18 protein-coding genes are annotated in these 16,134 nt (G+C 58.8%); 11 read left to right on the top strand and 7 right to left on the bottom strand.

Going from position 1 to position 16,134, the window contains the following annotated elements; translation table 11 throughout:
* Window positions 1-168: 168 nt before the first annotated feature.
* The 3 genes from DWF74_RS06670 to DWF74_RS06660 all read left to right on the top strand — a co-directional run bounded on the left by DWF74_RS06670 (window position 169) and on the right by DWF74_RS06660 (window position 2,265).
* Window positions 169-447: a hypothetical protein gene (locus DWF74_RS06670; RefSeq protein ID WP_102860875.1), complete on the top strand. Its 279-nt coding sequence runs from the start codon at window positions 169-171 to the stop codon at window positions 445-447.
* A 143-nt stretch (window positions 448-590) separates the two neighbouring features.
* Window positions 591-1,358 (top strand): CHAD domain-containing protein, encoded by a 768-nt coding sequence (locus DWF74_RS06665; RefSeq protein WP_115580642.1) that lies wholly within the window; start codon window positions 591-593, stop codon window positions 1,356-1,358.
* A 109-nt stretch (window positions 1,359-1,467) separates the two neighbouring features.
* The gene (locus DWF74_RS06660) at window positions 1,468-2,265 is read left to right on the top strand and encodes an acyl-CoA thioesterase (RefSeq protein WP_102860877.1); all 798 of its coding nucleotides are present in this window, start codon (window positions 1,468-1,470) and stop codon (window positions 2,263-2,265) included.
* A gap of 4 nt (window positions 2,266-2,269) precedes the next feature.
* Here the strand turns inward: DWF74_RS06660 and DWF74_RS06655 are convergent, their stop codons facing one another.
* From DWF74_RS06655 to DWF74_RS06645, 3 genes are all read right to left on the bottom strand, one after another.
* Window positions 2,270-2,632 (bottom strand): terminase, encoded by a 363-nt coding sequence (locus DWF74_RS06655; protein ID WP_102861005.1) that lies wholly within the window; start codon window positions 2,630-2,632, stop codon window positions 2,270-2,272.
* Window positions 2,633-2,776: 144 nt separating this feature from the next.
* Window positions 2,777-4,258 (bottom strand): methyl-accepting chemotaxis protein, encoded by a 1,482-nt coding sequence (locus DWF74_RS06650; protein ID WP_102860878.1) that lies wholly within the window; start codon window positions 4,256-4,258, stop codon window positions 2,777-2,779.
* Window positions 4,259-4,343: 85 nt separating this feature from the next.
* Window positions 4,344-5,150: a TatD family hydrolase gene (locus DWF74_RS06645; protein ID WP_115580641.1), complete on the bottom strand. Its 807-nt coding sequence runs from the start codon at window positions 5,148-5,150 to the stop codon at window positions 4,344-4,346.
* Between the two features lie 235 nt (window positions 5,151-5,385).
* Here DWF74_RS06645 and DWF74_RS06640 point away from each other — a divergent pair, with 235 nt between their 5' ends.
* From DWF74_RS06640 to DWF74_RS06630, 3 genes are all read left to right on the top strand, one after another.
* On the top strand, window positions 5,386-6,807 hold the full coding sequence (locus DWF74_RS06640; RefSeq protein WP_115580640.1) for a transglycosylase SLT domain-containing protein: 1,422 nt from the start codon (window positions 5,386-5,388) through the stop codon (window positions 6,805-6,807).
* Between the two features lie 102 nt (window positions 6,808-6,909).
* Entirely contained in the window at window positions 6,910-7,344 is a 435-nt protein-coding gene (locus DWF74_RS06635; protein WP_102860881.1) for a DoxX family protein, read from the top strand.
* 298 nt (window positions 7,345-7,642) lie between these two features.
* Window positions 7,643-7,951: a hypothetical protein gene (locus DWF74_RS06630; RefSeq protein ID WP_102860882.1), complete on the top strand. Its 309-nt coding sequence runs from the start codon at window positions 7,643-7,645 to the stop codon at window positions 7,949-7,951.
* 144 nt (window positions 7,952-8,095) lie between these two features.
* Here the strand turns inward: DWF74_RS06630 and DWF74_RS06625 are convergent, their stop codons facing one another.
* The gene (locus DWF74_RS06625; RefSeq protein WP_102860883.1) at window positions 8,096-8,725 is read right to left on the bottom strand and encodes a response regulator transcription factor; all 630 of its coding nucleotides are present in this window, start codon (window positions 8,723-8,725) and stop codon (window positions 8,096-8,098) included.
* A gap of 302 nt (window positions 8,726-9,027) precedes the next feature.
* On the opposite strand from DWF74_RS06625, the gene greB reads away from it, so the two are divergent.
* Window positions 9,028-9,501, top strand: coding sequence for a transcription elongation factor GreB (greB, locus tag DWF74_RS06620; RefSeq protein ID WP_102860884.1), 474 nt, complete (start codon window positions 9,028-9,030; stop codon window positions 9,499-9,501).
* A 33-nt stretch (window positions 9,502-9,534) separates the two neighbouring features.
* On the opposite strand, the gene DWF74_RS06615 is transcribed toward greB, so the two are convergent.
* Entirely contained in the window at window positions 9,535-12,039 is a 2,505-nt protein-coding gene (locus DWF74_RS06615; protein WP_115580639.1) for an ABC transporter permease, read from the bottom strand.
* Entirely contained in the window at window positions 12,039-12,722 is a 684-nt protein-coding gene (locus tag DWF74_RS06610; protein ID WP_102860886.1) for an ABC transporter ATP-binding protein, read from the bottom strand. The genes DWF74_RS06615 and DWF74_RS06610 overlap by 1 nt, the downstream gene beginning before the upstream one ends.
* Window positions 12,723-12,732: 10 nt before the next feature.
* Here DWF74_RS06610 and DWF74_RS06605 point away from each other — a divergent pair, with 10 nt between their 5' ends.
* The 3 genes from DWF74_RS06605 (at window position 12,733) to DWF74_RS06595 (ending at window position 14,797) form a co-directional block, all read left to right on the top strand.
* Complete coding sequence (locus DWF74_RS06605) at window positions 12,733-13,338, top strand: arylesterase (RefSeq protein WP_102860887.1); 606 nt, start codon at window positions 12,733-12,735, stop codon at window positions 13,336-13,338.
* 56 nt (window positions 13,339-13,394) lie between these two features.
* Window positions 13,395-13,688: a hypothetical protein gene (locus DWF74_RS06600; RefSeq protein WP_007931378.1), complete on the top strand. Its 294-nt coding sequence runs from the start codon at window positions 13,395-13,397 to the stop codon at window positions 13,686-13,688.
* A 134-nt stretch (window positions 13,689-13,822) separates the two neighbouring features.
* On the top strand, window positions 13,823-14,797 hold the full coding sequence (locus DWF74_RS06595; protein ID WP_115580638.1) for a L,D-transpeptidase family protein: 975 nt from the start codon (window positions 13,823-13,825) through the stop codon (window positions 14,795-14,797).
* Between the two features lie 127 nt (window positions 14,798-14,924).
* On the opposite strand, the gene oprI is transcribed toward DWF74_RS06595, so the two are convergent.
* Window positions 14,925-15,176 (bottom strand): outer membrane lipoprotei OprI, encoded by a 252-nt coding sequence (gene oprI / locus DWF74_RS06590; protein WP_003448337.1) that lies wholly within the window; start codon window positions 15,174-15,176, stop codon window positions 14,925-14,927.
* Between the two features lie 633 nt (window positions 15,177-15,809).
* Between oprI and DWF74_RS06585 the strand changes: the two genes are divergently transcribed.
* Window positions 15,810-16,091: a GNAT family N-acetyltransferase gene (locus DWF74_RS06585; protein ID WP_011062548.1), complete on the top strand. Its 282-nt coding sequence runs from the start codon at window positions 15,810-15,812 to the stop codon at window positions 16,089-16,091.
* Window positions 16,092-16,134: the final 43 nt, after the last annotated feature.

The raw sequence follows: 16,134 nt of genomic DNA, 5'->3' as shown, positions 1-16,134 counted from the left end.
TTCAATTGCTGATGTAAGGCCGGACCTGTCCGGTGTTTTTTCCTTGGGGGGCTCGGGCCGCGCGGCTATGCTCCTGCGGCTATATTTTCCAAGGGTTGCGTCAGGCACTTTTTTACGCGGCCATCGTCTTACCCTGTACGACTGTTTTCTTTTCTTGAGGTGTCATTGATGAAAGCCTGGATCTGCTTGCCCCTGATGGCATTGGTACTGACCGGTTGCGCAGGCAAGACCGCCTACCGGGACAGCTGTGGCACTCAGCTGGACGCCGCCTGGCGCGAGCTGGACCTGGCCAAGGCTGAAGGTTTCGCCGGCACTGTGAGTTATTCAAAGGCCTTGTCGTTGCTGACGGGGGCCAAGACTCAGCAGCAATTCGAAGCCTTTGAAGGGTGCACCAAGAAAGCCGAGAAGGCGCGCTTCTATATTCGTGAGTCCCGCGCCGGGCGCTGAGCCGCGCCAGCCGCTACGCTGAAGCGGTGAATCTCCACCCTGGACCCCAATGACATGGCGCAACGCCGTTCTTGGGCCTGGGGTGTCATTCTTGAGTCGGATAAGCCCACATCGGGCTTGTGAGCCGTATTGGGGAAAGCCTGATGTCTGCCTTGGTTGATCGATTGGTGGTTCAGATCCTGAGCCTGGAAGTGAGCTTGCTGGCTTGTCAGGCGCGGCTGGCTGCCGCCACTGATGCCGAGGCACTGCATGACTTGCGTATCACTGTGCGCCGCTTGCGCAGCTTGTTGCGTCCATTGCGCGGTTTGCCTGGTGTCGAGCAGTTGGAGGCTGCAGCCAGTGAGGTGGGACAGCTGACGACGCCGATTCGTGACCGCGAAGTGTTGGCCGCTTATCTGTATCAGCATGGCCTGCATGCTGCCGCCGAGCGTCGTACCGCTCAGTTGCAAGGGGAGTATTCGGCGATCGCCGCCGGGCCGCCGTTGGCGCAGTTGTTTCTGGTGCTGGATGCGTTTCCGCGGTTTCTACGGGCCTCCGAGCGTCAGGGTCTGCTGCGTGGTTTACGAGGAAAGATTGAAAAACGCTTGTCCAAGCAGTGGAAAGCCCTGGGTGAGGCGTTGCGTGATCCCGCCCACGACCGGCATCGCCTGCGACTGTTGATCAAGCGTGTGCGCTACGCCGCCGATGCATACCCCGAACTGGATCGTTTGCCACCCCAAGCCATGAAACGCCTCAAGGCAGCCCAGGGGGCATTGGGGGATTGGCATGATTGCTGGCAATGGCTGGCTCAGGCCGAACAGCAGACGGACTTGCTGCCCTGTGTCGCCACCTGGCGTAAAACCATGCACAAGTCCCAGGCCCGCGCCGACCAGGTACTGGACAAGCTTCATGGCGATTGCTTCAGGAACTGACTACCGTTGTGCGGCTTATCTGTCCGCTGCTTTGGCCAGAATAGTGGCTGTGCGGCTCTGCGACGCTGGTTAAGATCCTTGAGTCAATTTTTTGCCCCTCGAGGTTTTCATGCGTTTTTACGATTTGCTTGAGGCCGTACGCGGCCAGCCCCAGGCGTTGACCATTCCGCCCGAGTGGGCTCAGGGGCGTGCCAGTTTTGGTGGCCTGGTGGTTGCCTTGCAGTACGAAGCGATGCGGGCCAAGGTCCCGCTGGACCGGCCGGTACGTTCCTTGGCGGTCACCTTTGTCGGCCCAGTGTCACCGGATGTACCGGTCAGTTTTGAAGTGGATGTGCTGCGCGAAGGCAAGGCTGTCAGCCAGGTGCTGGGACGCGTCATGCAGGACGGCCAAGTGGTGACCCTGGTGCAGGGCAGCTTTGGCGCTTCCCGCGAGTCTGTGGTCAGTGTCGGCGCACTTCCGGCGCCTGAGATGAAGCATTGGGAGGAGTGCCAGGAACTGCCCTACATCAAGGGCGTGACGCCGGAATTCATGCGTCATTTGGCAATGCGCTGGAGCATCGGCGGTATGCCCTTCACTGGCAACCGTTCCCGGGACATGGGGGGCTGGGTGCGCCTGCGGGGGGATGTCAAAGAGGAGCCGGTGACCGAGGCGCATATCCTGGCGCTGGTGGATGCCTGGCCGCCGGCCCTGTTGCCGCATTTGAACAAGCCAGCGGCGGGCAGCACCCTGACCTGGACCATCGAATTCGTCCAGCCGTTGTTGTCAATCAGCACCCTGGACTGGTGCAAGTACCGGGTGGAAATCGAGCATGCCCGTGATGGCTACGGGCACGCTGCCGCCGCGTTGTGGAGTCCTGAGGGGCAACTGATTGCCCTGAGTCGGCAGACGGTAACCATCTTCGCCTGATCCGTCAGTGACGGTGGCGTTGCCGCCAGGCGCGCCACCAGGCACCGCTGAGGACAAAGCGTGGAAAGGTCACGAACTGCTCCATCAGCAGGCGTTGCACTGCATCTTTGCGATCGCTGAATGGTTCGCCGGCTTGTGCCTCCAGGCTATGGCCGTGACGCTGCAAACCGAGGGCAGCCAGCACTCCGAGCACGCCAATGGCCAGGCTCAGGAAACTCAGGGAGAACACTCCCGAAGCAATCAGCAGAAAACCGACAATGAACAGCGGGACGGCGATCAGGTGCAAAACCAGGTTGGTCGGATGCTGGTGGCTGTGCGGGTAGACGCGCCATTGCCAGGCGGGGAGGTTGGGGTGACGTTTGCCCATGATGATCATCCTTAGTGCTTGAAAACTCATGGACCAAGAATAGGGCGCAGTCGGTTTGGCGGCGAATCAAGGCTGGCTATCGGTTCGATAGCCAGTGGGGTGAGGGCAGGTGGCTGCTACGGGGTAGCGGCTCATGCTGGCGGATCAGAGCTTCAACTGGCCGATGGCCTTGCTCAATTCGCCGGCCAGGGTCGCCAGTTCACTGCTGGTCGTGGCGGAAGCAACGGTCTGTTGCACGGTGTTTTCGGTAACATCGCGAATGCTGACCACCGCTCTATTCATTTCTTCGGCCACCTGGCTCTGCTGTTCCGCGGCGACGGCGATCTGAGTGTTGCTTTCGCGCATCTGTGCCACCGCGCCGGTGATTTCCGCCAGTGCCGCCCCGGCTTCCTGTGCCTGTTGCACGCAGTCGTCAGCTTTGAACGAGCTTTCCTGCATGAAGTCCACCGCATCGCGGGTACCGGCTTGCAGGGCGGACACCATGCCGGTGATTTCGTCGGTCGAGGCCTGTACGCGTTTGGCCAGGTTGCGTACTTCATCTGCCACCACGGCAAAGCCGCGACCCATTTCGCCGGCCCGTGCGGCCTCAATGGCGGCGTTGAGCGCCAGCAGGTTAGTTTGCTCGGCGATGCTGTGGATGACGTTGACCACGCCGTTGATTTTCTGGCTGTCCTCGGCGAGTTTCTGAATCATCTCGGCAGTTTGTTGCACGCCACTGGACAGCCCTGCGATGGATTTCTGCACTCGGCCGACCACTTCATGGCCAGTGCCGGCCAGGGTGTCGGCAGTTTGCGACAGGTCACGAGTGGCACCTGCATGCTGGGCAATGTGGTAGACGGTGGCGGACATTTCGTTGATGGCGGTGGCGGCCTGATCGGTTTCGCTCTGCTGGCCGAGCATGCCGTGGCGTACATCATTCATGCTTGAGGCTAGGCGCGCGGCGCCCTGATCCAATTGGCGAGCGGTATTGGCCACGGTATTCACCACCCGTTGGTAGCCGGCCTGCATGGCGTTGAACGCGCTGGCCATCTGGCCCACCTCGTCCTTACAGGAGAGCGGTACGCGGGCAGACAGATCACCGGTCTTCTCAACGTGCAGCATGACGTCCTTGAGGGTATTGAGTTGGCTGAGGAGAAAGCGAATCAGCAACTGCGAGGCGCAGAGCATGGCGAACATCAGGATGAATACGGCCGCTGCATAGTTGGTGAAGCGGTCACTGAAGACCTGGGCCAGGCTTGGAGCGCGGGCCAGGACTGCGACCTGCTGGCCGTCGGCGCGATGGACGACTTCGGCGCCCAGCAACGGGTTGGTACCGAACAGCGGCATGTGGTTGATCTCGATCCAGCCGTTGGCGCCGTTCAGCTCGGGCAACGCCTGGTCGTTGAAACTGGGCGTCTGTCCCTGGGAGAAAGTCAGTAGGTGTTCATCGGTGGGCAGGGGCTGTCCTGCAGGCCAGGCATTGAGCAGCAGGGCCTGGCTATGGGCGGCGGCCTGGGCGGTCTGGCTACGTGCCTGCTGCTCCAGTTGCACGGCGTACAGCACCAATAGCAAGGTGGTGACAAAGGCGACCGCATTGACCGCCCAGAATTTGTATTTCAACGAGATATTGCTAAGCCAGGCACCCATAGAAGGTTTTCTCTGATTGAGCGGAACAGTATTGGCAAGGTGCCATTATTGTGCCGTCATGATCTCGGAAAAATCTTGATATGAGTCAAGCAATCTCTGGCAAGCGGAAGAAAGCTCTGGAGCAGGCGGTGCTGTGGTTGGCCAGGTGTTTCGGGGTCTCTTCCCGGTGCAGTGCCACTTCCCTCAAGACCTCGGTCAGATAGGCCGGTTCGTTACGGCCGTTCTTCGGTTTTGGTCGCAGACTGCGCGGCAGCAGATAGGGAGCATCGCTTTCCAGCATCAGACGCCCGCGGGGAATGTTGCGTACCAGTGGGTGCAGGTGGGTGCCCCGGCGTTCGTCGCAGATCCAGCCGGTGATGCCGATGTGCAGGTCAAGATCAAGGTAACTGAACAGCGCCCGTTGTTCACCGGTGAAACAATGCACCACGGCTGCTGGCAAACGGTCACGAAAGTCCCGCAGGATATCCAGCAGACGCTGATTGGCGTCGCGCTCGTGGAGGAACACCGGCAGTTGCAGCTCGGCCGCCAGGGACAAGTGTTCTTCCAGGACTTTTTCCTGTTGTGGGCGGGGGGAGAAGTCGCGATTGAAGTCCAGTCCGCATTCGCCCACTGCACGTACCCGTGGCTCGCTGAGCAAAGCGCGCAAACGCCGCGAGCTGTCGGCATTCCAGTCGCTGGCAGCGTGAGGGTGCAGGCCCGCGGTGGCGAACAGTCGCTGCCCGTTGCTGTCCAGTTGCTGGCACAGTTCCAGGGCCTGTTCGCTACCTTCGACGCTGGTTCCGGTCAGGACCAATTGGCAGATCCCAGCCTCATAAGCACGATCGAGAACGGCTTGGTGTTTTTCAGCAAAACAGGGATTGGTCAGGTTGACGCCGATATCGATGAGTTGCATGGTGCTATCTCCGCCTGCGGCCGGAAAGCATATCAGAGCTGTAGATTTATAAGAAAAACCAAGAACTACAACGAGTTAACGCTGTCTTTTGTTGCCGGAAGAACGTAGTGCTCAGGCTTTTTACTGCCATTGCGTTTGTCTTTCGCACCTTGCCAGTGCTCATGGCGCTCTGTTTCTGTCGATCAATTCTTCAAAAAACGACGAAGGGTTGAACAGTATTCTTTGCGGAGAACGGATGACCCGACCCTCGATATTGCTCGCGCTGTGCCTGACGTTGCTACTGCCATTGCCGGCCATGGCGCGCTTGGCGGGGCCGTCGGAAACCCAGGCTGCGGGAAAGGTCCGCGACCTGGCGGAGATCCGCAGCAGTCGGGTTCTGCGGGTACTGGTCAACCAGAGCCGCAATAGTTCCGGTGAAGTCCAGGGCCAGGCCATTGGCGTCGAGTACCATCGTCTGCGCTCGTTCGAGCAGTATCTCAACGGCCATGCCCGTGACGGTCAGGAAATCAGCCTCAAGATCATTCCCAAAGCCAAGGATCAACTGCTTGGCGCCTTGCAGCGAGGAGAAGGGGATCTGGTGGCTCCCGGTGAGTTGTTGGAGGCTCAGCCAGGGCATGCGGTCAGTTCCAGCGATCCGATCGTCAGCAATGTTCCCTTACTGCTGGTGGGGATCAAGGGCGAGCGTCGTTATACGCGTATCGAACAGCTGTCCGGCAAGACTCTGACCCTGACCACCGGTAGCGCCGCAGGGGATGCGGTGAGTCAGATCAATCAGAAACTTGCGTTGCACAAGCTGGCGCCGATCAAGGTCGAGTGGGTGGACCCCAGTCTGGCGGTGGAAGATGTGCTGGAAATGGTCCAGGGCGGGATCTTCCACCTGACCATTGTCGAGCAGCCGATTGCCGAGCGTTGGAGCAAGATCCTGCCCAAGTTGCGTTTTGACAGGCAATTGAAGATCAGTGAGCCGGGAGAGGAGCACTGGTTTGTCCGGTGCGATGCCTCGATGTTGCGGGCAAGTATCGATCGTTTCCTCAAGACCTATAAGACTCCAGCGGACCAGGATGTAGCCTTCTTGCGCATCTATCGTCGCCAGTACCAGGTGCATTACCCCCTGGCTCGGGCCGATCGACAGCGCCTGGAAAAACTGCGGCCGGTGTTGCAGAAGCATGCGGGGGAGCAGGGTATGGACTGGCTGAATCTGGCGGCCCTGGCTTTCAAGGAGTCGGCCTTGCAGCCCAGCGCCAGGAGCGGCAGCGGTCCAACCGGGCTGATGCAGATCACGCCTTCGGCGGCGCAAAGGGTCGGGGTCAACAATATCCAGTCTCTGGACAACAATGTTCAGGCCGGTGCCAAGTACCTGGCGATGATCCGCCGTAAGTTCTTCTCCAGCCCCAAGCTTAACGAACGCGAGCGCATGGCGTTCGTCCTGGCGGCCTACAACATGGGCCCGGAACGGGTACAAGGAATGCGCAGCGAGGCCCGGCGCCGTGGACTGAATCCCAATCAATGGTTTTTCCAGGTTGAGCGTATTGCCATGGAGCAGGTGGGCATGGGCGCGGTCAGCTATGTTAATAGCGTCAATAAATACTATCTGGCCTTTGACCGTGAGCGAGGCTCTCTGGAGCCTCAGGAGCGAAAAGTTGCGTCTCGCAAATAATCGAAAAAACTGATTTTTATCTTGGGTTTTTTGCGCTTTTAGCATGATAAAAATTGATTAATATGGCGACCAACTTCCCCACCATACACAGGACTACAGAGCATGAGCACATTGATCAAAAACCTACTGAGTACTCGCGCTGGTTACGGCTTGAGCGTCTTGCGGATCTTCGTCGGTATCATCTTTGCGGCCCACGGTTCGCAGAAACTCTTTGGCTGGTTCGGGGGAGGCGGTCTGGCGGGAACGGCTCAGTGGATGGAAAGCATTGGTCTGGCTCCTGGGTATCTAATGGCGTTGTTGGCAGGTGGTACCGAGTTCTTCGCTGGTTTGGCGCTGGTCATTGGCTTGCTGGCGCGTCCGGCAGCTCTGGGCTTGTCCTTTACCTTGTTGGTGGCGATCTTCTCGGTGCATATCGGCAATGGTTTGTTCATGGCCAATAACGGCTATGAGTTCGCCCTGGCTCTGCTGGGCGGTACTGTCGCGGTCCTGTTCGAAGGTGCTGGCAAGTTGTCTGTGGATGCAGCAATAACCAAGTGATTTGACGAGCTCGATTCATCCGTCAAGTTGGTCTTCGGCGGCTCTGGATCAACTGCCAGGAAAATTTCCAAGGCCTGCCAATGCAGGCCTTTTTCGTTGTTGGGAAATCTTGACACTGACCTGCTGGCTTCTCTAGGATGCTGCTCATGCGCCGATTTAAACAGCTACTTGCGGGGCGCCAAGTGAGTCGAAAGATCACTGTTAGAAGCTATATTCTGGCTTCGAAATACCGCTAAAGCGCTGGTTCGGTGTTGCCTCTCACCTGCCCGGCAGAAACTTGAGGCAGAGACACAATACGATGAATGCACCACGCCCCCTTGTACGTCTTGCGCCGATCACGGCGAGTCTTTCCCAGCGCAACCCGAAAATCCTTCTTGGCGGCAAACATCAACCCACCTTGTTGCGTTACCTCGACGGCTGGCCACGGCGTTCCCCGGGCCCGGCGGCCTTTTTGATTCAGTTTGTTGAAGAGGGCGAGTCTCTGGCACGTTTTGCCAGCGATAGCTTTGATCTGGCGGTCATTCCGGCCCCCAGTGCAGCGGATGCTGCTGAAGTCATCAAGCAACTGACCCGCGTCGCTCGCCAAGGCCTGATCATTCGCCGCTAGTTACATAGAGGTTTCGGCGGCGCTGTACAGTTTGTTGCTGAACTGCGCCGTATTCAGATTGTGACCCCACCTAACAAGCACTGATTGGGATAGTCCCGGTTGCAGTTACTGCTGGTCATGAGTGAAGCGACAACGGGTTAATGTTCAAACTACGGCGTTACGTTTTGCCAGATCGGCCAGCGCTACGAGGTTGGAAATGTTGAAGCGCTTGAGCAAGCGAACCTTGTAGGTACTGACGGTCTTGTGGCTGATCAACAGAGCGTCGGCAATCTGCTGGTTGTTGAGGCCGCTTGCCAGGAGCTTCAGCACCGTGATCTCGCGATCGGTCAGGCGCGAGATCAACACGCTCTCCTGACTGGCGGCATTGGTGTTTTGCTGCAGGATATTGATGGTGTCTTCCGGGAAGTAGCTGTACCCGGACAGAATGGCTTTAACCGCATTGGCCAGCTCGTGAAGGTTTTCAGTCTTGCACAGAAATCCCGCGGCTCCCGCTTGCAGGCATCGCAGGGCGAAGTTCTTCGAGTCACTGGAAGTCAGAACTAGGGTTTTTACAAGCAGGTCCGCGGACTTGATATGGGCGATGACCGAAAAGCCGTCCAGGTTGGGAATACCCAGGTCGAGGATCAACAGGTCCGGCATGTGCTTTCGCACCAGTTGCACCGCGTCCGCACCGTTGTCGGCTTCGGCAACGATGGTGTGATGGTGGGGTTCCAGCACCGACCTGATGGCCAGTCGAATCAGAGGATGGTCATCGACGATAATGATGTTGCCCATTTAGTGCGTTCCCTTTGTTTTTAGAGGTGTTGGTCAGTATTGGCGGGTGCTTTGGATAAGTAGGTTTCAAGTTGTGCCTCAGGCTGGATGCAAACACTGTTACTTAAGGTGTGTCTTGTGCCGTAAGCCTCAGCTGTTTGGCTCTATGATTGGCTGACCTCTCTGAAATCTAAATCGGACAAATCTGATAGTGCTGACAGGCTGGGAGAAGGGGGCGTAACAACCCTCCCATGACGGGCCGAGTGCATCAGCTCATTCAAATAACAGAACAGCATGTACAAGGCTGGAAGGTGACAAGCCAATTGAGTACTAAGCTCATCACACAGGATGGTTACGACGCTCTGAAGCAGGAGTTGGATTATCTGTGGCGGGAGAAGCGCCCGGATATTACCCAGAAGGTCACTTGGGCCGCGTCATTGGGTGACCGCAGTGAGAACGCGGACTATCAGTACAACAAAAAACTCTTGCGGGAAATTGATCGCCGGGTGCGTTACATACGCAAGCGTCTGGAAGACATGAAGGTGGTTTCCTACGCGCCAGAGCAGGAAGGGCGAGTGTTCTTTGGCGCCTGGGTAGAAGTGGAAAACGAGGCTGCCGAGATCAAGCGCTTTCGTATCGTTGGATACGACGAGATCTATCTGCGCAAGGACTACATTTCCATCGACTCGCCCATGGCCAGGGCGCTGCTGAAGAAGGAAGTGGGCGACGAGGCCATTGTTCATACGCCGGCTGGCGAAACCTGCTGGTGGATCAATCAGATCGACTATGAGAAGTAGGCTCGCCAGCCTGTGCTGGCGAGCTGTTGCTCTTCACCCTTCGCGCAGGACGCTCAACGGGCTGGCGTTCAATGCCCGGCGGGTGCCGAAAACCCCGGCCCCGCCCACCAACAGGGCGCCTATCAGCGGCAGCAGCAATAGCCAGGGATGTGGGTGCCAGGGCAGGTCGAAGGCGAATCGGTAAAGCACCAGGCTGACCAGTTCGCTACCCAGGGCTGCCAGCAGGCCGCTGACGGCGCCGAGAAGACCGAACTCGATCCGCCGAGCCTTGACCAGCAACCGCCTCTCGGCACCGAGCGCGCGTAATAGGGCGCCTTGGCGAATGCGCTCGTCCAACGTGGCCTGCAGGCCGGAAAACAGCACTGCCATTCCCGCCGCAAGGACAAACAGCAATACATACTCCACTGCCAGAGTGACCTGGGCCAGGATGCTGCGCAGTTGCTCCAGCAAGGCCTCCACTTGAAGAATAGTCACCGCTGGAAAGGCCCTGGATAGCTCGATGACCTGCTGGTCGTGTCCCGGGCTCAGATAAAAGCTGGTCAGGTAGGTGGCAGGCAGGTCTTTCAGGGTGCCTGGCTGGAAGATCATGAAGAAGTTCGGTTGGAAGTTGTCCCAGTTGATGCTGCGCAGGCTGGTAACCCGGGCTTCCCGATTAACGCCCGCGACCGTGAAGGTCAGTTGGTCGCCCAGCTTCAGTTTCAAGCTTTGTGCAACCTTGGCCTCCACCGATACGCCGGGCACAGCGTCGGCGGGCTGCGCTGACCACCAGTTGCCTTCGGTGATGCGGTTGCCGGCCGGCAGGTCGGCGGCCCAGGTCAGGCTCAGGTCGCGCTGTACCGCGCGGTCGCCACTGGAGTCCTTGCTGACTATCTCCCTTACAGGCTCGCCGTTGATGCTCACCAGGCGTCCGGGAACCACTGGATACAGCGGTGCCGAAGGGGCTGAAAGTTGTACCAGGCGTTCGCTAAAAGCCTGTTTTTCGGCGGGTAGGATATTCAGTGCAAAGTAATTGGGGGCATTTTTCGGCAACTGGTTCTGCCAGGTATCGAGCAGTTCGCCCCGCAGCAGGGCGATCAATGCCATGGACAGCAGAATCAGACCAAAGGCCAGGGACTGTCCGGCTGCCGCCAGGGGATGCCGCAGCAACTGGCCCAGCCCCAGGCGCCAGGGCAGGGAGGAGCGGGCCAGCAGACGACGCAGGCTTTGCAGCACCAGAAGCAGTAACCCACCCAGTACCAGTGCAGCTACCAGCCCACCGCCGAGCAGTGCAAAGGTCAGGATCAGATCCAGACTCAGGCGCCACATGATCAGGCCCAGGGCAAACAGGGCAGCGCCGTAGATCATCCAGGTACTGGAAGGATTTGGCAGCAGGTCACGACGTAACACGCGAAGTGGCGGGACCCGCCCCAAGGCAGCCAGGGGCGGTAGGGCAAACCCTGCCAGGGCCACCAACCCGGTGCCAATGCCGGCAATGGCCGGGAGCAGGCCACCTGGAGGCACATCGCTGGGCAGCAGGTCATGCAGCAGATAGAACAGGCCAAGTTGGGCCAACCACCCCAGCAGTGCGCCGCTGACGCTGGCCAGGAGCCCCAGAAGTCCCAATTGCACGCTGAACAGCAACATGGTTTCCCGTCGCGACAGACCGAGGCAGCGTAGCAAAGCGCTGGCATCGAAGCGCCGGGCTGCGAAACGATTGGCCGATAAGGCGACGGCGACCCCGGATAGCAACACGGCTACCAGACTGGCCATGTTCAGGTAACGCTCGGCCTTGCCCAGGGCGCCGCCAATCTGCTGGTTGCCATCGCGGGCATCCTGCAGTCGCTGGTTGGGCGCCAGGCCCGGCTTGATCAGTTGGCGATAGCTCTCTAGGGCCAGTGCCGGGCCGCGCCAGAGCTCCTTGTAGCTGACCCGGCTACCCGGCTGGACGACGCCGGTGGCTTGCAGGTCGTCCAGGCTGATCAGCACTCGAGGCGTCAGGCTATAGAAGTTGCCGGCTCGGTCGGGCTCATAGGTCAGGACCCGAGCCAGCCGCAGGGGGTGCGTGCCGACGTCGATGCTGTCGCCGATCTTCAGATTCAGCGCGGTCAGCAGGCGTGATTCGACCCAGGCTTCACCGGCCTTTGGACCTCCACCGGGCTCTTCAATGCCGTAGGGCGCTGCCGCGCTCTTGAGTTGGCCGCGTAGTGGGTAGGCATTGTCCACTGCCTTGATACTCGACAGCTGGATGCCATTGTCGGTGGCGATAACGCTGGAGAATTCGACTATGCGGGCATGATCGAGTCCCAGTGCACGCCCGCTGTCGACCTGCTCCGGGCGTGCCGGTGAGCTGCCCTCCAGAAGCAGATCAGCCCCGAGAAACTCGGTGGCCCGCAGCAGCATGGCGCCGTTCAGGCGGGCGCCGAAATAACCAATGGCGGTGCTCGCCGCCACAGCCACCAGCAAGGCAAAGAACAGCACCCGTAACTCCCCGGCGCGGGCATCGCGCAACAGCTGGCGCAGGGCGAGGCTGAACAGACGCAACAGCGGCAGACGTGCCATCAAGGCTCCAGAGGGGCGACCAGCAAGCCCGCTTCAAGACGGATCAGGCGCCGGCAACGATGGGCCAGGCGTTCATCATGGGTCACCAGCACCAGGGTCGTGCCGCTCTCCTTGTTGAGTTCGAACAGCAGGTCGCTGATGCGTTCACCGGTGTGGCTGTCGAGGTTGCCGGTAGGTTCGTCGGCAAACAGCACGTCGGGTTCGGCGGCAAAGGCCCGGGCGATGGCTACTCGTTGTTGCTCACCGCCGGAAAGCTGGCGAGGCGAGTGGCTCAGGCGCTGGCCGAGGCCGACCCGTCGCAGCAGCTCGGTGGCGCGCTCACGGGCGTCGCGGCGGCCATCCAGTTCCAGGGGCAGCATGACGTTTTCCAGGGCGTTGAGGCTATCGAGCAACTGGAAGGATTGAAACACGAACCCAACGTGCTCGGCCCTGACCCGTGCTCGCTGATCTTCATCCAGGCGACTCAAGGCCTGGCCGGCGAGGGTGACCTCACCACTACTGGGCAGGTCGAGTCCTGCCAGCAAACCGAGCAGTGTGGATTTTCCGGAACCCGAGGCGCCGACTATGGCCAGGCTGTCGCCCTGGTTCAGCTCCAGGCTGAGTTCATGAAGGATGGTCAGTTCACCTTCCGCGCTGGGAACCACTTTGCTAAGGTTCCGCGCAGTGAGAATGCTTGCGCCCATGGAGAATCCGATGCGTGTATGGTTTTTGAGTGCCGGCCTGGCCTTGATGTGCATGGCCCAGAACGCAGCGGCGGGTACGGTCCTGATCGTGGGCGATAGTATCAGTGCGGCTTTCGGCCTGGATACCCGCGAGGGGTGGGTGGCTCTGTTGGAGAAGCGGCTCAAGGACCAGGGTTTCACCGACAAAGTGATCAACGCCTCGGTCAGTGGCGACACCAGTGCCGGTGGCCTGGCGCGGCTGCCGCCGCTGCTTGCAGAGCATAAGCCTGAGGTGGTGATCCTCGAGTTGGGCGGCAACGATGGCCTGCGCGGCCAGCCGCCTCAGCAATTGCAACAAAATCTTGCGTCGATGATCGACAGTGCCCAGGCCAGTGGTGCCAAGGTGCTGCTGTTGGGCATGCAGTTGCCGCCCAACTATGGTGTGCGCTACACCCAGGCGTTCGCTCAGGTTTATGGCCAGTTGGCCAGTGACAAAAAGGTGGCGCTGGTACCGTTTTTTCTTGATGGGGTCGGTGGTCATCCCGAACTGATGCAGGCAGACGGTCTGCACCCTGCAGCAGCGGCTCAGGACAAGTTGCTGGAAAATGTCTGGCCGACGCTAAAACCGCTGCTTTGACGCTTTTCTAGTGGCAGTGTTTCGGCTAATGTGGCGCCCCCGATTTGGAGCCCCCGATGCCGCGTCCCGCCTGGTCCCTGTTTGCCTATCAACTGATCGAGCCTGATGAACAGCTTGACCTGTTCGCCTGCCAGGAAGTTCGAGTGCATCTGGTGACGCGTCAGCTGGAGTTGGGTGGTTCTGCCGATCGGACCTTGTGTGGCACTTTGTTGCCCGCGCAGCCGCGCTGGTCGAGTGTGGATCGGACGATTTTCCAGGATCAACGACTCTGCCCTTTGTGCCGGGCAATCCTGGAGTCGCAAAAGCGCGGCACTCCGCCGATCTGGCCGGAGTTGCGCTTCGAGCTGTAGGCGGTCGATAGCGGACCGTTTCGACAGGGATTTCATGTGCCTGCGCTTGTGTCTCCCGCTTGGCTCCCGCAGCCAGGGGGCGGGGTGTACAATCGCGTTTCTATCACTCGTTTTTCATGCGAAGGATTATCCGGATGTTGCCGCGTCTCCCCGTCGTCACCCGCTGCCTGACACTTGCCGCATTGTGTTTGGCCGGTCCCGTTGCAGCATTGGAATTGCCTCTACCGCCGCCCGGTGAAGATATTGTCGGTCAGGTGCAGGTGATCAAGGCCAAGTACGAAGACACCTTCGCCGACCTGGGCACTGCTCATGACCTGGGGTATCTGGAGATGGTGGCGGCCAATCCGGGAGTCGACCCCTGGTTGCCGGGGGCGGGGACCGAGGTCATCTTGCCCACCCGTTTCATCCTGCCTCCCGGGCCCCGTGAGGGCATCGTGATTAACCTGGCGGAGTATCGTCTTTACTACTTCCCCAAGGGGCGGAATGTGGTTTACACCTTCCCGTTGGGCATTGGACGCGAGGGTTGGGGGTCGCCGATCGCTCATACCAGCATTACTGCGAAAACCCCGAATCCAACCTGGACTCCACCAGCGTCGATCCGGGCCGAACACGCTGCCGATGGTGATCCCCTGCCGAGCGTGGTGCCGGCAGGACCGAATAACCCGCTGGGGCCGTTCAAGTTCACATTGGGCACGCCTGGTTACCTGATCCACGGTTCGAACAAAAAGTTCGGCATCGGCATGCGCACCAGCCATGGCTGTTTCCGTATGCTCAACAACAACGTGCTGGAAATGGCCGGGATGGTTCCGGTAGGAACTTCCGTGCGTATCATCAACGATCCGTACAAGTTCGGTATCAGCGGTGGCAAAGTCTATCTGGAGGCGCATACACCTTTGGATGACAAGGGTAATCCTTCAGTGGTCGACAAGCACACTGCGGTGATCAATGCTTTGCTCAAGCGCGAAGATCTGGCCAACAACCTGCGCATGAACTGGGATGTGGTCAGGGATGTAGTGGCGGCCGAAGATGGCTTGCCAGTGGAGATCGCAATACCGACCACTGCGCCTGCAACATCGTTGTCCAGTGCTCCGTTCGATCTGCAGCAGTAAGGGTTAGAACAACAACCCGTCGAGACCTGCCGGTGTCGACGGGTTTTTTATTGTCAGTGGAAAATCCCAGGCAATAAAAAAGCCGATCCAAAAAATGGATCGGCTTGATAACAATCCCGAGGGACTATTACTTGCGGCTAGCTTTTTCCAGCATACGCAGAGCGCGCTCGTTAGCTTCGTCAGCAGTCTGTTGTGCTTTTTGAGCAGCAGCCAGAGCTTCATCAGCTTTACGATAGGCTTCGTCTGCACGAGCCTGAGCACGAGCTGCTGCATCTTCAGTAGCAGTCAGACGAGCTTCGGTTTCTTTGGATACGCTGCTGCAACCGGTAGCCAGAACTGCGGCCAGAGCCAGAGCAGAGAATTTCAGAACGTTGTTCATCGTGTTCCCCTTCAAGGACTTTCTATTAGTAGCTATCACCTCAGAGTGAGGAAATAGCCGGCGTACATACTACCCATTACTTGTAGTAAGTAAACTGACGTAGCGCAAGAAGCAAAAAAAATTCTAGGCGGTGATTCTTTTTCGAGCAACTTTTTAAGCGATTGTATAAAAAACATTCAGCGGCAAGGCTCTGTCAGAGGGTGCTGGTTGTTTGCCAGCATTCTCCAGGCGCTGTTTCAGAGTCTAGGCTAAAGTGGCCTATATTCTGTCGATGGCACTTTTCTTCAGAATCTGCCCAGCCTTGGCCTATCTTTATCCATCTTGCCGGTGACTTTAAGAAACGGTGCTCGTCTTAAGTTTCAGCATCCGGCGATGTATAGCCTCAACGCATTTTTACACTGGGCCTGACGGTGCTTTCTGCAAGGCTTGCTGAGGGCGTTTTACGTTGATCTGTGACGAGTGTGGCTTGAGCATTTATGCCCAGGGCGCCTACTATTTTGTAACGTGCTCGCGATGTAAGGGGGATGCCTTCTACGGTGGTGTCCGACAGGCACGAGGTGGCGTAAGTTGTTCCTTCGCCGGAAAAACATCGGTAAGGTATGGGTCAGCATTCCAGACCCGCAAGGAGTAGTGATGAGCGAGGCGTTGTCCATCCACCATGACCAGGCTGGTCATCAGTTCGAGACCAATGTGGACGGTCATCGTGCCTACCTGACCTATATGGACCTGGGTAAGCAGACTCTGGATATCTACCGCACCTTCGTGCCCAACGCATTACGTGGGCGCGGCATTGCCGCGGCGTTGACCGAGCAGGCGCTGGAGTACGCCGAGCGTATGGGTTACACAGTGATTCCATCCTGTTCTTATGTAGAACGCTACATGGAACGCCATCAGCGTCACGCAGCAAAGCTCTGATCGGGGCGACCATAAAAAACGCCGGGCTTGGCCCGGCGTTTTT

It is taken from the genome of Pseudomonas protegens (assembly GCF_003363755.1).
Lineage (GTDB): Bacteria > Pseudomonadota > Gammaproteobacteria > Pseudomonadales > Pseudomonadaceae > Aquipseudomonas > Aquipseudomonas danubii.
This window is presented reverse-complemented; position numbering and strand designations above follow the sequence as displayed.

Bases quoted from the DNA above. Each gene is read 5' to 3' on its own strand.
- DWF74_RS06640 (WP_115580640.1), top strand. From the start codon at position 5,386: ATGACCCGACCCTCGATATTGCTCGCGCTGTGCCTGACGTTGCTACTG.
- DWF74_RS06645 (WP_115580641.1), bottom strand. From the start codon at position 5,150: ATGCAACTCATCGATATCGGCGTCAACCTGACCAATCCCTGTTTTGCT.
- DWF74_RS06600 (WP_007931378.1), top strand. From the start codon at position 13,395: ATGCCGCGTCCCGCCTGGTCCCTGTTTGCCTATCAACTGATCGAGCCT.
- DWF74_RS06615 (WP_115580639.1), bottom strand. From the start codon at position 12,039: ATGGCACGTCTGCCGCTGTTGCGTCTGTTCAGCCTCGCCCTGCGCCAG.
- DWF74_RS06585 (WP_011062548.1), top strand. From the start codon at position 15,810: ATGAGCGAGGCGTTGTCCATCCACCATGACCAGGCTGGTCATCAGTTC.
- DWF74_RS06630 (WP_102860882.1), top strand. From the start codon at position 7,643: ATGAATGCACCACGCCCCCTTGTACGTCTTGCGCCGATCACGGCGAGT.
- DWF74_RS06625 (WP_102860883.1), bottom strand. From the start codon at position 8,725: ATGGGCAACATCATTATCGTCGATGACCATCCTCTGATTCGACTGGCC.
- DWF74_RS06595 (WP_115580638.1), top strand. From the start codon at position 13,823: ATGTTGCCGCGTCTCCCCGTCGTCACCCGCTGCCTGACACTTGCCGCA.
- DWF74_RS06605 (WP_102860887.1), top strand. From the start codon at position 12,733: ATGCGTGTATGGTTTTTGAGTGCCGGCCTGGCCTTGATGTGCATGGCC.
- oprI (WP_003448337.1), bottom strand. From the start codon at position 15,176: ATGAACAACGTTCTGAAATTCTCTGCTCTGGCTCTGGCCGCAGTTCTG.
- DWF74_RS06665 (WP_115580642.1), top strand. From the start codon at position 591: ATGTCTGCCTTGGTTGATCGATTGGTGGTTCAGATCCTGAGCCTGGAA.
- DWF74_RS06670 (WP_102860875.1), top strand. From the start codon at position 169: ATGAAAGCCTGGATCTGCTTGCCCCTGATGGCATTGGTACTGACCGGT.
- DWF74_RS06655 (WP_102861005.1), bottom strand. From the start codon at position 2,632: ATGGGCAAACGTCACCCCAACCTCCCCGCCTGGCAATGGCGCGTCTAC.
- DWF74_RS06650 (WP_102860878.1), bottom strand. From the start codon at position 4,258: ATGGGTGCCTGGCTTAGCAATATCTCGTTGAAATACAAATTCTGGGCG.
- DWF74_RS06635 (WP_102860881.1), top strand. From the start codon at position 6,910: ATGAGCACATTGATCAAAAACCTACTGAGTACTCGCGCTGGTTACGGC.
- DWF74_RS06660 (WP_102860877.1), top strand. From the start codon at position 1,468: ATGCGTTTTTACGATTTGCTTGAGGCCGTACGCGGCCAGCCCCAGGCG.
- DWF74_RS06610 (WP_102860886.1), bottom strand. From the start codon at position 12,722: ATGGGCGCAAGCATTCTCACTGCGCGGAACCTTAGCAAAGTGGTTCCC.